Origin of the sequence: Fodinibius roseus, from assembly GCF_900129315.1 — a bacterium.
Taxonomy (GTDB): domain Bacteria; phylum Bacteroidota; class Rhodothermia; order Balneolales; family Balneolaceae; genus Fodinibius; species Fodinibius roseus.
Genome location: NZ_FQUS01000012.1, coordinates 26,217 through 41,646 on the forward strand (window position 1 = coordinate 26,217; position 15,430 = coordinate 41,646).

Consider the following 15,430-nt stretch of genomic DNA (forward strand, 5'->3'; position numbering starts at 1 on the left):
ATTTGTTTCACAGGACTTAACAGGTCTCTAAATCAAACGTATTCCCAACTAAGCTTTTACCATTCATTCTTCATCTTTGATCGTAATCTCCCCGAGCGAGTACCAGCCCTCTTGCGTGCGTCCATCAATAGCCAGGTCCACGGCCGGACGGGGCGGCTCGTTTAGCTCTCGCAGCGGCTCGACCAGTCCCACTTGCAGGGTATAGTCGCCTTCCGGCAGCTCCCGGGGAATAAAGACCGCCCCGTCATACAGGTTGTCGCCCGGCATCCATTCCCGGATGTCGGCGCCGGTCAGCAGCACCGTACTCTGCCCCGCTCCCTGCAGTCGCAGGGCCAGCGGATACTTGCGGTAGATCGGGGCCACTCCCCGGTTCTCCCACCAGGAGGTAAACCACAGCTTCCCGCCCGGGGCCACCCGCTGCGGATAGGCAAACCGCCGAAGGGCAAACCGGTAGCCCATCTGCTTCAGCCACTCGTTTACCGCCGGCCGCCACTCTTCGGGGACCGGCGAGGACTTGGCGTTGAACGAGGACATATGCCACTTCAGGGCCTGGTCAAATATATATTTCACGTCCTCCAGGTCGTAACCCTCCTCTTCCTTCCATCGGGTGAAAGTGCCACAAATCTCAAAGGTAACCGGGGCCATCTTCCAGGCATCTTCCATTCCGTAATCAATGGTTGTCTGGGGATAATAGTCGTACATATGGGTCCAGTCACCTTCGTCTTCGGCCCAAAAACCCAGATCCCCCAGGCAGTCCTGCCGCCAGCCGACTTCGGCCTGTGATTTGGCATACCGGACTGATTCCTCTCCATGCAACAAGGTAACCAGAGACGTTTCCCGGAATGACTCCAGGTATGCATCCATCAGCGCCTGCATCGTCTGCCGGGTCAGCAGTTCTGTTCCTCCTCCCTCACCCCAGGCTCCCACAATTCGGGCATCCACACTTTCCAGGTCGGGATGTCCGTCGTAGCGCTCTCCCAAAGCCCGGATTAGTCCCCCATAATATTTTATATACCGGGCATCTTCGGGATCTACCAGCCATTTATTGACAGGATTATCATACTCCCAATCGGTCTTTTCACCAACCATTTCCCGATACCAGTCGGGGACATCATTTTCTTCATCTCCCTCTGACCCATAAGGCATAACAGAGAGCATCAGGGTTTGGCCTCTTTCATGAGCCGTTTTCAATGCTCTGTCAATAATTTCCCATCGATATTCTCCTTTTTGAGGTTCAATGTATCTCCAGTAAAACCTGAAGTAGGCAATCTTTGTATCTGGATAATCTTCATTTACCAGTTCCATCTCCGTATCCCGGTTAACCGGAAATGGGAATTCTTCCCTGAAATTACCGCAGCAATTGTTGAGAACATTTGCTGTATCTCCGTTAAACCGCTGGAAAGTCATAAAACCCTTGCCGGGATTATCGAGCACCTTGTCAGTCATCTGAGGTTTTACCACGACTGTTTCGGTTGTACCTGTATCCTGGGCAAGTACATTTCCCGACATGAATAAAAATGCCCAAAGAAACAGATACAAAATTTTTGGATTAAACATACCCCGTGTAAAGATCAGTTTTGGATAGGTTTTGAATTCCCTCCATATATAGTATGATATTTATATACTCATTTTTTTTACTATAGGAAAATTCATAAAGAAGAAAAATAGGAAGCTGATTCGAAAAATACTCGCTTAAGTCAACAATATCCCTGGCACAAACCCGTACCTGCAATTCCTGTTAATTTATGCTCCCCAGGTATGGAGTGTATTGGATAGGGACCATTTCCGATGGATTTAGGAATCAACGATTTTTTGCTTTCGGGGGTGGAAACGTTCCCTGATCCGGATGTTCATATGGCAGATCCGCTTTGGCATCCCACCATACCCTGCTCATCAGATCATCACCATTTTCGAGGCGCCCGGCCGCCTGCTGTACATTCTGACTATTTAATGAATATTCCTGCTGGGGGTACGTTAAACGCCTGGGAATGTGTCCCCCCGTATCGCCTTGTTCTGCTCCCTTCCACATTAGTGGATAGCCGGTTCTTCTGTATTCAGCCCAGGCTTCACGCGATTGGTAATAGAGAGACAGGTATTTTTGACCAATAATCTGTTGTAGCTGTTCTTCCGGAGTACCGAAAAGTATACCTTCAGAGGTAGCCAGGTAATCCGTAATATCACTACCCGGAATGGCATAGATCTCCATTGCCTTTCTGATTCCTTCGCGATAGGCAGCCTGTGCATCTCCGGCAGCCAAACCAGTCATATAAGCTTCGGCCTTCAGAAAAGAGACCTCAGCATCTGTCATCACTTTAATATTATATTCAGGAGCCCAGAACAATTCTCCCAATCTTGCAGTCGTTTGCTCTGTATAGACCCCTTTTTGCTCTGCTCCCAACAGCTGAATAGGGCGGCCGTTATAACCGGAAGTCCCATCTGCTGCGGGTAAACAATATATAGGAAGACGGGGATCATCTCTTTCCTGTAAATTATCGGTAATGGTATAGGTACACCACATAGGATAAAAGTCGGGCAGATACCTGTTATAAAGAGGATTTCTGTTCTCGGTATCTGCCGCAGATTCTCCTTCTGTAGTCAACGAAGCAATCTGGTTACTTTCAGAAATCAAAGGGGCATCAATCACCTCGGAAATATGCTGGCCGGCCAGATCTTCATCAACATATCTTACTCTCATTGCCAATCGCAATCGAAGCGAATTGGCAAATCGCCTCCATAAGTCGATATCACCTTGATAAAGTATATCTGCTTCCCCATAGTTTAATTGGGACGGATCATCGCTCAAAACCTCGGAGGCTTCCTTAAGCTCGTTGAGCATATCAGTATATATACTCTGCTGTGTATCATACTTGGGCTGTGATACAGATTCCTGAGCACTTAAAACGGCCTCTGAGTAAGGTAGATCACCATACGCATCCGTAAGCCGGTGAAACAACCAAACCTTCCAGATCCTGGCAATCGCATTTTTATTCACCAGATTAGGTTGCTCCTCGGTCAGCCGAATCACTTCTGCAATATTTATCAAATAGTCTTGATAATATCCACTAAAATCATAATCAGTATTGTTGAAAATATTTCCGGAGGCCTGGTTGCTATAATAATACGCAAACTCCGAGATTCTTCCACCGTTGTGTATGGAAAAAATGGAATTTTTCAAGACATTTGTTAATAGTAAATCCGGATCTACAATATCTTCGGTCACCAGGGATGGATCAGTGTTTAAATCATTGAAATCTTCAGTACACGAACTGAACATTAACAAAATCAATACTCCGCTTACAGCAATTTTTGTTGTGGTACTTTTTAATAGCTTCATAGTATTCGGAATTGTTAAATTTTCCTGGATCAAAACTGGAGATTTACGTTAATAGCCAAACTTCTCGGCAAGGGCATATTCCTGGCCTCATAACCCTGAGCAGGCGCACTACGACTATATGCACTTTCGGGGGTTATCCCCATCACCTCAAACTCATCGGCCCTGTCAATGTAGAAGATATTCTTTCCAACAAGAGAAATATCAAATGCAACGAGAGGGGTGTTCGACAAAAAAGCAGGTTGGAAAGAATATCTGACAGATGCTTCTCTCAGTGCTATATAACTCCCATCAATCACAAATTCTTCGCCTATATTCCCCCATGCCCGTTGTGCATAATATCTATGTGAAACAACTTCTGTGGTATTCGGACTATAGCTCCCATCAGGATTTTTCACTACGCCATCTACCACGAGATTTCCCCTATCCTCGGTAAATTTCCCCGTTCCTTTGGCCATTTGATCATATTTAGAATAGGAGTAGACCTCTCCCCCTTGCCGGATATCAATCAATGCACTCAAGGACAACCCTTTATAACGAAAGGTGTTGGTGATACCACCCAGCCAGTCGGGTTGGATATTACCGAGGATAGTTTGTTCATCAGCCCGTTGTGGAGCACCGTCTGAGGTGACGACCTTCTGTCCCTGTTCATTTCTTTTATACTCATATCCAATGATATTACCAAAAGGTTCGCCGGGGCGGGCCTCAATATTGGCACCAAAACTGGAAATGAGAATATGGCTGTCGACCCCGGAGGCCAGAGAGACGACTTCTGAAGAGTTTTTGGAAAAATTTAATTTCAAATTCCATTGAAAATCCTGTAACTGTATCGGGGTTGCATTGATGAGTACTTCAACCCCCTTATTTTGGATCTCTCCGGCATTGATAATACGTTGGGAAAAACCTGTGGTAGAGGATATATCTACAGGTAAAATTTGGTTTGTTGTGGAGGAATTATAATAGGTGAAGTCAATCCCCAGATTGTTGTTAAAAAAACGCAAATCTGTCCCAAATTCGTAGGAAGTGGTGAGTTCATTCTTTAAATTTGTCAGTGGAATGGAACCCTGAATGGAAGCAAAATTTTGTCCTCCAAAGCTGGAAGAAGAAATATTATATCCATAATTGGTAAGATAGGGATCGGCATCGACTCCCGTTTCAGCATATGATGCTCGTAGTTTCCCGAATGTTAAAAGGTCCGAATCCATATCCAAAGCATCAGTGAAAGCAAATGAAAGGCTGGCCGATGGGTAGAAGAATGAGTTATTATCCTCGCCTAAAGTAGAAGACCAATCATTTCTGGCAGTTAAATCCAAAAAGAGAAAGTTTTTATATACTATTTGTCCCATCGTATACAATGAATTAATCTCTTTCCGTGAAAGCCAGTATCTTGGAGTAACCTGTCTTGCGTTGCTTATATGGTATAAACCCGATACATTTAGATTTTCTCCACGATTGCCGGTAATCTCGGTTTCGCTATATAGGTGGTTCCCTCCCAGTGAGAGCGTACCGGTAAAATCTTCTGTCAGGTTGCCATTGGCGGTCAGCATGAAATCAGAATTATTTTCCTGTACGTTAAACGTATTGTTTTCTACCGCGCCGTTAAGAGTTCCCGGGGTTCCAACGGAAGTTCGGGAGGCCCGCTCATCCGTATAGGTATCTGTGCCTGTTCTGACTTTGAGATTTAACCAATTTGTAAAGTCATATTCAGCAGAAATGAATCCAATAATTCGGTTGCGACTATCATCATTTGTGAGCTCATTAATAACCCAATATGGATTCATGGGATAACTGTTTTTCCAGTTTACATACTCTCCTGTATCCGTTTTATAATCTTTAAGCCAATCTAAATCAACGAAGCGAGGCATAAGAATGACATTTTGAAATGGATTTCTAAAAGTTGCTGCCAATTCAGGGCGATTATGGCCTTCCTGTCTGATATAATTCGCTTTACCATCAATGCTTAATCGGTCTGTTATATCAGCGATAATTCGCAGATTAACAGAATTTCTGTCGAATGTGCTTTTGGGGACAATTCCCGAATTAGACAAATCGGAAGCCGATATTCGGAAGGAAGTTGTTTCGGATCCGCCGGAATAAGCCAGTGTATTGGTAAATGTCATTCCGGTATCAAAGAAATTTTTAATGTTATCAATCGGCTGAGGGCTTAAAGGAACCGGCCCCAGTTCAGGCATTTTTTGTAAAATAACCTCCCTGCCGTCCATTGCCGGTCCCCACTGGTCCAACAGCCAACTTGGATATAGCAAATATTCCTGCCCGTTGTAGGTTGTGGTACCATATGCGCTCGTATTGTCATCATACCCCCCGGCCCATTTATTTTGAAATGTCGGAAATACGCTGAGTTGCTGGAGACTGATATTACTTGAATAGGAAAGGCCAACTCCTCTTGTCTGTCCGCGCCCGGACTTCGTTGTTATAATAACAGCTCCGTTTGCGGCTCGTGCCCCGTACATTGCGGCAGCATTAGGTCCTTTTAAAATATTGATGTTCTTGATATCCTCAGCATTGATATTACCGATCCCATCTCCATAATCAATGCCTCCAAAAAGACCTGGCGAATCCAAATTTTGGTTGTCGATCGGAATACCATCCACCACAATCAACGGTTGATTATTGCCGGAAATCGAATTTGCCCCTCTTATGATTATTCCGGTAGATCCGCCGGGTGTGGGGGACTCCGATATACTGACTCCCGAAACTTTTCCCTTTAGAGAACTGACAAAGTTGGTTTCTCCCACATTGCCCAGTTCATCACCGCTGACTTCCTGTGTCGAATATCCAAGTGCTTTTCGCTCTCTCTCCATACCAAAAGCTGTTATTACCACTTCATCTCCTTCCACCGCCTGTGGTCTCATTTGCACATCAATGGTTTCACGTCCTTCTATGGGGACATCCCGGGTTTGATAACCGACAAAGGAAAAAATAAGTGTATCCTGCAACGACTCCACATTCAATTCAAATGACCCGTCACTATCCGTTGAAGTACCTGTTGAGGTTCCTTTAACCAAGACATTGACGCCGGGCAGGGTCTCTCCGGATTGGGCGTCGGTAACCGTTCCGGAAACCATTTGCATCAAAAACGCCTTGTCCAAAGGCAGATGCCTGGGCATCAGTAAAAATATACCCTCATGGATTTCATCGTATGCCAGTCCCAACTCCTGTAATATACGCGATAGCTCGGGACCGGGATTCCCGCTCAACCCGGCTTTAGAGCGGCTAACAAATTTGTCTGTAACCGTTTGATGATCATATAAGAATGTGACGCTGAACCTCTCCTCAAGCCGTGACAGCAGATCTGCAAGCGAAACCTGGTCCGTATTCCACTGCAGTATATTATCTGTACTATTATTGTTGTTAACCAATAACTGGCTTTGCTGCTGATCTTGTGCCAATAATTCAACATTTGCTACATGAACAGCCAGGAAGGTAATAACCAGTATGATAGAGAGTCGTAGCTTATTCATAATCCGCACAATTTAGAAATTTAGATGTTATTTTTTATAGTTTTACAACACCGCTTATTTTGATCACTTTCTGCTAATTCTTTAAACAAGAATGCATTTTTGATCATCAATCCAATTTGACTGACTCTGATTTAGGCTCAATATGCAGCACTTGACCTTGTTGTCTGACCTCTGCATCGAGAAGCTTTGCAAGGGCTTCTTTCAACACCTCAAGGTTGGGTATTCTGATAGAACCTGACAACCTTCTTCTTCGCAAAGATTCATCCGTAATCTTAATTTTTACCCCAAAAGTATTTTCTATTCGTGTACTCACCTCCGTCACAGGGGTCTTCTCAAACACCAGCTTATCATCAGTCCAGGAGGTATACACCAGCGGATTGACTTCCTGAAGAGCTATGGTCTTGCGCGACCGGCCAAACCGAGCCAAATCGCCCGGTTTTAGTATTTGCTCCACTTTGTGACCCTGTAAATCGTTCTTAGCCCTAACCTTTACTTTTCCTTCACTTAATACCGTCTGAGTTTCTTCACCAAATGAGTTAACGGCAAATTTAGTACCCAGCACCTGAACCGCTCCATCGCGAGTGTGGACGGTAAAAAACCGTTGGTTCTCATTACCGTAATGAGTTATATCAAAATAAGCCTCTCCTTGCAGCCAAACTTCTATATCCTCTCCTCTTTTTATGTTGGGATTGTATCTCAACTGGGAATTCGAATTAAGTACGATCTCCGAACCGTCCTTCAGGCGCAGGGTTTTCTTTTTTCCAAAATCAGTTCGAAATTCCTGAACCGGTGCCGCTTCGGCCACACTTTCTTGTCGGCTGGTTTCCTCATGGTAATTCATATAGAATCCCCCACTCAGAATAGCTAAAACCAACAAAATGCTGGCGGCAACCATCCACGATCTTTTAGAAAAGCGAGGGCTTATATTTGCACCGAGTACAGCACGATCCTCTTTTTTGTCCCAGCTGATCTTATTCCTGAGCTTTCCCAGTTCATCTTCTATATCGCCGGAATCAAGCTGATGTTTCTCTGTAGTAAGTAAGAGTTTCGCCTCCTCCACCAGTTCGTGGTGCTGAGGGTCCTTTTCAACCCAATTATTCCAATAGCTGTTTTCTGTCGGATTCCCTTCATCACGGATCCAGCGTACAAAAGAAACGCTGGTCAACAGGTCTTCTAAATTCGGATTTTCTGACACGATATAACTCTTATGTTACTTGTTTACATTATCCCTGCCCGGATTATTCACAAAGAAATTTGTATGTGAATGAAGCGAACGAAAAATGGTGGCAGAAAGGTACTTATGTACCTTGGGCACGTCATTTTTTTCAACGAAGTGCACGGCTCAATTTCGCAGCCCATTGCGACTGCACTAAACTTTGAGCTATACGTACTATTCGATAGGTCTATCAATAGCAATGGCTTACTCTTTAATTGTTACTATTTCGTGAATAATCCCGGACTGCTTTCCCTTCACTATTATAGAAACAGCGACCTGATAAAACTCTTGGATTTTTTTGAAATTTATTTCAGAAAGAAGGGAAATGTTTTAAGCCCTTTCGCTAATCTCTTTTTTTATGCTCTTGGTGGCATGGTAAATAAGATCCTCCACCCGCCCTTTGGTAATCTCCATCACATAGGCAATTTCCTCATTGTCCAACCCCTGATGCAGTCGCAGTACAAACGCTTCTTTTTGCCTCTTCGTCAATGAGTTTAGTGCGGTTTCCAAAAGTACCTTGTGTTCTTCTGTAATTTCCCGATCTATTATACTTTGCTCTACAGCATGGCTTATCTTTGAAAAATCACTTGCATATTCCCTGTTTCTCTCCTTTCTCGCCGATCTTTTCTTCTTATCCCGGAGCATTATTCTCCTCAGGGATACCAGCAAATAGGCCCTTGGAGACTGGATATCCCTTAAATAATATTCCTTTTTTCTCCATAATCGCAAGAAGAGCGTCTGAATGCAGTCTTTGACAAATGCTTTACTGGAGTAAAAGCTCATCCCGTATTGATAAAGAGCGTTATAATGCCGCCGGAACAACTCAGAAAAGGCGTCTTCATCTCCCCACCTTGTTAAACGACATAGCTCTAAGTCACTTGTATCCCCATATGCCTTTCTGTTGTTATCTCGGATGAGCATCCTGAAGGTATTGACTTTTTTATTTCCGACACGCCGGATCTTACACCGTCCATAAGTAAAATAATGGCCTGCGTTCAAATGTCAAATACAATTGAGAATGCTTTTCCTTCAGAAGGCTTTATTACTGATTCGTAATCCTGAGATATGCTTCTGCATATCGTTTTCCCAGTTCACGGGATGATCGCGTATCAAAATGGGCCAGGTCCCCTTTGTCTGTCAGTCCCCGGGAAGAAACAAAAGCAGTATTTGACAGGCTGTCAGCCAGGGAGGCATTCGCCTGATTCACCATTGTACGCCATTTATCCCAGGGTTTTTTCTCAAAATGCGCCAACTGTCCGGCTATAAAGGGCAGTTCCGGAACATTCAGGTCGTTTCTGAACCGGCTAACCAAGTTATACAAACGATCCTTATAGGGGGGAGCCAGCCTGGCGTTGCTGTCTGACGCTCCCTGGTGCCAGAGAATGCCTTTCAGTACTCCGTCTTCCATCGCCTTCCGGCTACGCTTCATACAATCGTCATAGGGATAGCTTTGCGTTTGCTCATGAAATCCGCCGGGTTTCCAGGTCGTGACGGAAGATCCTCCGACGGCACAGGGAATCAAACCTATTTTAATCGTCGTATCTTCCTCAGCCAGTGCCATACCGAAACTGCGCCCGGGACCTACACCGGCCCTGGGCTTGTCATAATGCACCGGTTCTACGGCAGGTACCCACTTGCCCTCCCGGCTTAGCTTAAAAACTCGCTCAGGTGGTTTTCGGTCCCGGGACCGGACCTCTCCACGGCCGGCCATATTTGACTGGCCCGCTAAAATAAAGAGATGAAGCTTTTTCTTATTCTGCGAATTTTCTTTTGCAGAATCCGGCGCTTTATCACACTGAATGTGTAAAACCGCCAGCAGGCATAAACCGGTTAAGAGCAGGGATATCCTGATATTCGCCATCTATTTTACTTGGTTTATTAATTCATATATCAGTTACTGTTTGGTCAAGCCGGTTAATTAACCTGCTCAATCCCTCTCACTAAAGGTCATTGCAGCAAGAAAATATAATAGTTGTACCCTTCTTCAGAAAGACTCCGATATAAAAACTTCGGCAAACCAACCCGTACCTCCTGGAAAAACATACAGGGATCCAATTAATTTGTGATGACCTCTTCCTATTTTTCGGGGGATTCCTTTATTTACTCCAGGTCGCTTAGATCAAGGGGAGGAACGTTATCCTCGGCCCCGGAATACCCCTCATTCTGATTGATATTCCCCTGTACATTGGCATCAATTTCGTCTTGGGGCACGGGCCAATATACATGGTAGGGTCTTATTCTATAGGTATTTGCGCCATAGGTCAGTTCTTCCCGGTAATAGACATTTTTACCGGTAACCCGATCATAGTACCAGTTGTCCTGAGACATGTTGTCTATGCTATAACCGTTTCGCCCCGATTGAGCCATGATGTAGGCCACACGGGTCAGTTCGGTTTTCCTCGGCGTCTCCATATACAGTTCACGGGCCCGCTCATCAAAGATATAACCGATCGTAACCTCTCCGGCATTTACGGGAGTTGCCTGGGCTCGTTCACGGACCACATTGATATCACCGGCCGCATCCCCCATTTCTCCCTGCCAATAATGGGCTTCAGCCCGCAACAGGTAGGTTTCCGCCAGGCGAAAGATATACCAGTCGCTATGTCCCCCCTGCTTCCTGGTCTCATTCACCTCGTCACGGACATACAGCTTATTATAAGCAAAGGGATACCACGACCGTATAGTATCCTGAATAAACTCCCCTACGAAAGGTTCACCATAGTATTCGGAGGAGGGATTGTTATAATAAAAATCATCTTTTGAAAACCAGTTCACCTCACTATGCCGCAAATCATTGGAATCCTGCCAGATGGTGTAGTTATAATACGGAACGGTAGCACAGAAACCCGATCCCCTTCCCAATGAGTCAGAAAGCGGATTGCCCGCGGGACCATCCGTTGCGCCCGGAGCGCCGTTGGGATCTCTCACGCGTCCCCACCACCAAACAGGAAGGGTATTCCGGATCATTTGCGTCCCCATCTGGTTACCCGATCCCCTGTTTCCCTCCGTATCTATCTGGTCTTGAGAAGCCAGTATCATTTCAGTGTTACCGCTGCTACTTATATTCTCTTTTTGATGCAGATCCCACAAAACGTTGAAGTCGGGATTATCCGCATAGGGACCGTTACCAAACCTGTCGGTCATCAAGGCATGGCTGCCATTGTCAATTACCTGAGTGGCCGCTTCCTCTGCATTCTGGAATTCCCTCAGGGAAAGATAAATTTTGGTAAGCAGATGATATCCCGCCGCGCGGTTCTCCCTGCCGGGCTCCACATCCCGGGGAAGCCACTGAACCGCAAACTCCATGTCATTTTTTATTTGTGTCAGGATTGATTCACGCGTAAAGGTATTGAAATCAAGTCTTGGCTCCTGTACTTCTTCCAACACAAGCGGTACATCTCCAAACTGATGAACCAATCGATAATACCAGTAGGATCGATGAAAGTATGCCTCTGCTAATACAGTATTTCTTTCTTCGTCGCTTTGCCAGTTTACCCTGTCTTTGTCAATATTAGAGATAACAATATTGGCATAATTCACGGCGTCAAAGCCTCGATCCCAGTATTCTATTATTTTTGCGGAACCATCGCCGGTGGGAGTAATTTGCCGCTCCATATTATGAGGGTGTACACTCGGCCCGGCAGCATTTACCGCAATATCCGTAAAATAATATTCTGAAAGTATCCCGGCATGAAAGCCATAAAACTCTGTCCCCAGTGCCCTTCGGTTAGCTAATAGTACTGCTTCAAATCCGGACCGGTCGATCAACGTGTTCTGGGGAGTTAAAAACGATTTCGGATCAGGTTCCAAAAAGGTATCACCACAGGAGCTGGTACCTATTGCGACAAGAATAGCAAGCACCAAACCGACTTTAATATCCTTCAAGTACGAATAGTTCATAATAATTGAAGCTTTAATGTTTTAGAAAGTGAGATTAATACCGAGCGAATATATTCTGGGAGCTTGATCTCTGGTTTCCGGATCCCAAAAATCCCAGCCGGCAAGCGGCGTTACATAGGCATTTCGTACATTAACATAGGCTTGCAGGCTTTTGATATTAACTTTTTGCAGCAGAGACGTGGGGAAATTATAGGCCAGTGACGCATTTTGCAGCCGGATAAAGGAACGGTTTTCCCAGTAAGTAAAATTCGGGTTTTCTCCTCTGGAGTCTAACCGCGCCCATTCATTTGTGGGATTTTCCGGTGTCCAATAAGGGACATCATAATTATTAGCTCTTCCATATCTCCAATCGGTATGTTTATGTATATTCGCGGCCCCGTAGTAATCGAGATGTGAGATAAACATGGTTGACAAATCGAAGTTTTTGTAGCTAAAGGTATTACCCAGGCTAAGCCGATAGCGAGGTTTGGTATAACCCTGGAATACCTTGTCTTCCACCGGTGAAAGAACGCCATCTTCATTCACATCCAACAGCTTCAAATCGCCCGGTTGCATACCGTATTCCGCGGCTTCCTCTGCTTCATCCGTCTGCCACACTCCCAACACTTTATAATCATATATTTGATCCAGTGCATGACCGATGAACCAACCATTTTGACGATCATCTGCTTCTTTTTGACCAATAACATTCCCCTCTTCATCTACAATATCCTCCATGGTTCCATAGAGATGTTTGATTTCATTGCGATTCATGGAAAAAGTGAAGGTGGACTGCCATACAAAATTTTCTTTCTGTATATTTCTGGATTCCAAACTCATTTCCAGACCTTTGTTGCCGACCTCGCCAAGATTAGCCCATATATTTTCATACCCCGTAATGCTTGGCAATGATCTTTGAAGCAGTAAGTTTTTGGTCGACATCTGATAGGCATTTATAGAACCGGATAATCGATCGGAAAATAATCCGAAATCAACGCCAATATTCGTGTTTCTGGTTTCTTCCCATTTTAAGTCGGCATTGGCAAGATTATTGGCATAAACCCCTTTTACCGTCGAGGTTCCATAAATATAGTCGGCCGTGCTGTATCTTTGTAAAGCAGAATACGTGCCAATGGATCTGTTGCCGTTTATCCCCCATGAGAGTCGCAGCTTTAAGTTATTGATAAAGTCAGCATTGAAAAAAGGTTCCTCAGATAGTCTCCATCCAACGGCGGCAGCAGGGAAATAGGCGTAGGGATTGCTTTCACCAAAAGCTGAATATCCATCCCTCCGATAAGACACCGTAAGCAAATAGCGGTCCATTAATCGGTAATTTAATCGCCCCATCAATGCCGTTCCCGTAGACCGGGTGTCATTATTGTTAACCGTCGGGTTTTCTCCGGATTCGATGCCGCTGAATCCTAAGTTTTCATTGGGCTCAAAGCTTTCATTCGCTAATCTCGAAGTCCAGTCATCATGGGCTTCAGCATTGAAAAGAAAAGTAAAATCAAACTCGTGATTCTCTTGTATCGTTCGATTCCATGTCAATATATTATCCAGGGTCCAATCATAGGTTGTACTTTCACGCCTGTTTGAGTTACCCCCGGGCAGCCCCATCGGTACTGTTGACGGGTTGAAGATATAATCTCTCACCATTCCCCACATATTGTTCCACCGTACTTTATACCCGAGACCAAAAGGCAAATCAATTAATTCAGCGTGGATATTACCAATAATCAAATTAATGTTATCCATCGATTCTCTTCCGCTTTCGGTGGTATACAGAAAGGGATTCGTGGCTGCAACACGATCATTGTTAGGCGCCCAACGCAGTGACCCGTCTTCCTCATATTTATCCCCAAATGGACTTTGATAAGTTACCTGATCGGCAGATGCACTCAGATATCCCTCTTCTCTGTTTTGATACTGGCTTTTAATACCTACCCTGATAAAATCAGCCACTTCTGTTTCAACATTCAAGCGGGTTCGAACCGTCTTGAATCGACTCCCGGTAACAGTACCGTTGTTATCGGTGTATCCGAGCGACCAGTAATAATTTAGTCCCCCTTCCCGGCCCGACAAGCTTAAGTTTTGGTTGGTTCTAACCCCTTTTTGATAGACCTGGTCATACCAGTCAATCGTCTTGCCATTCATAAAATTTTCAATCTCATTACTGGCCAGCCCTATCCGTCCCAGCCAGATCTCCTCAGGACTCCCTGACGTAGCCGAATCCATGGCTTTCCATTCCTCAAGCGTCAAATCAGCAGGAAGATCCCTGGGGTCGGAATAATAATGGTCCGGCTGGCCGGGATTCTGCCTCGTTGCCACATCACTTCGCTGCTGCAAATATTCTTCGGGACCGTAGGGACGCTGGTTGGAACCATTCTCTGTAAAGCCAACACTGCTGTTAAACGTTATTGACGGTTCTGCATCTCCCCCCTGTTTCGTTGTTATCTCAATAACGCCCGCAGCTGCGCTGGCTCCATATACAGCTGCCGCACTGGCATCCTTCAGTACATCGATCGACTGAATGTCATTGGGATTAATCGCCGATAAGTTTCCGTAATAAGGAGCCCCGTCAAGCACAATAAGCGGGTCGTTGCCGGCCTGAATAGAATTTCGTCCCCTCACCTCAAGACTTGTCGACCCCCTCGGTCCCGTTGCAAGCCCGGCATTAAGTCCCGGCACCGTTCCCTGAAAAAACTGCTCCAGGTTGGTGATAGACTCTACCTGGGCCCGTTCAGAAATATTCACACTCCCGATCGAACCGGTGACATCTTTTCTTTGTGCGGTTCCGTATCCGATCACCACTAACTCATCTCCCGCAATCGCCTGTGGTTGCAGGGCCACATCAATCTCCGTCCTCCCGTCAATCGGCACTTCCCGAGTCTGATAACCCACAAAAGAAAACACCAGCGTATCCCGCAGCGACTCCAGGGTCAGCTTATACGTCCCGTCGCTGCCGGAAGAGGTACCGGTGGTCGTTCCCTTTACAATGACATTGACGCCGGGCAGGGTTTCTCCGGACTCGGCATCCGTGACTACCCCTTGAATCTGTTCCTGTGCCTTTTGTTCTTTCTTGGTGGCGTATCTGGTAAGGTCAAATGAAATAGCGAACGTCCGGTTATTTATACGAGAATAGGTAAGGTTGTATGGCTCCAGTATTTTTTTCAGAACAAGTGTCAGGTTATCATGCTCAAGATGTTCAACAGGCACTAATATTTTTGACAGTAACTTATTGTCGAATGAAAACAATCCGGTTTTATACATAAAGGAGATATCATATTCTTCCTCTAATCGCTCCAGGGCTTTAGACAGTTGTATCCCGGAATCGGGTACATTGTCCAAATGCTCATTATGTATTAATTCAGCCTGAGCCATTCTCTTCTCCACTGTTTGAGCGTGCAGCGAGTCTACACTACCAAAACACAGGCAAAAAAGCACCCCTATTATTCCTCCTATTCTCTTTTGCATATCTGTATTCCCTATATGTTGATTAAGCATCAATCTGTATCGATCCAT

General features: G+C 45.2%; 8 protein-coding genes. All 8 read right to left on the minus strand.

The window, feature by feature from the left end; all coding sequences use genetic code 11:
• Positions 1–63: 63 nt before the first annotated feature.
• The gene (locus BUB16_RS11915; RefSeq protein ID WP_170864373.1) at positions 64–1,509 is read right to left on the minus strand and encodes a DUF4832 domain-containing protein; all 1,446 of its coding nucleotides are present in this window, start codon (positions 1,507–1,509) and stop codon (positions 64–66) included.
• Positions 1,510–1,801: 292 nt separating this feature from the next.
• Positions 1,802–3,334 (minus strand): SusD/RagB family nutrient-binding outer membrane lipoprotein, encoded by a 1,533-nt coding sequence (locus tag BUB16_RS11925; RefSeq protein WP_139240293.1) that lies wholly within the window; start codon positions 3,332–3,334, stop codon positions 1,802–1,804.
• Positions 3,335–3,363: 29 nt separating this feature from the next.
• Positions 3,364–6,813 (minus strand): SusC/RagA family TonB-linked outer membrane protein, encoded by a 3,450-nt coding sequence (locus BUB16_RS11930; RefSeq protein ID WP_073064374.1) that lies wholly within the window; start codon positions 6,811–6,813, stop codon positions 3,364–3,366.
• A 106-nt stretch (positions 6,814–6,919) separates the two neighbouring features.
• Positions 6,920–8,008, minus strand: coding sequence for a FecR family protein (locus BUB16_RS11935; RefSeq protein ID WP_073064377.1), 1,089 nt, complete (start codon positions 8,006–8,008; stop codon positions 6,920–6,922).
• 351 nt (positions 8,009–8,359) lie between these two features.
• On the minus strand, positions 8,360–8,950 hold the full coding sequence (locus tag BUB16_RS11940; protein WP_073064380.1) for an RNA polymerase sigma factor: 591 nt from the start codon (positions 8,948–8,950) through the stop codon (positions 8,360–8,362).
• A gap of 121 nt (positions 8,951–9,071) precedes the next feature.
• Positions 9,072–9,890 carry a sialate O-acetylesterase gene (locus tag BUB16_RS11945; protein WP_084088237.1) on the minus strand — a complete coding sequence of 273 codons (819 nt, stop codon included), beginning with the start codon at positions 9,888–9,890 and terminating at the stop codon, positions 9,072–9,074.
• Between the two features lie 239 nt (positions 9,891–10,129).
• Entirely contained in the window at positions 10,130–11,929 is a 1,800-nt protein-coding gene (locus tag BUB16_RS11950) for a RagB/SusD family nutrient uptake outer membrane protein (RefSeq protein ID WP_084088238.1), read from the minus strand.
• A gap of 21 nt (positions 11,930–11,950) precedes the next feature.
• Complete coding sequence (locus BUB16_RS11955) at positions 11,951–15,382, minus strand: SusC/RagA family TonB-linked outer membrane protein (protein WP_170864374.1); 3,432 nt, start codon at positions 15,380–15,382, stop codon at positions 11,951–11,953.
• Positions 15,383–15,430 lie beyond the last annotated feature (48 nt).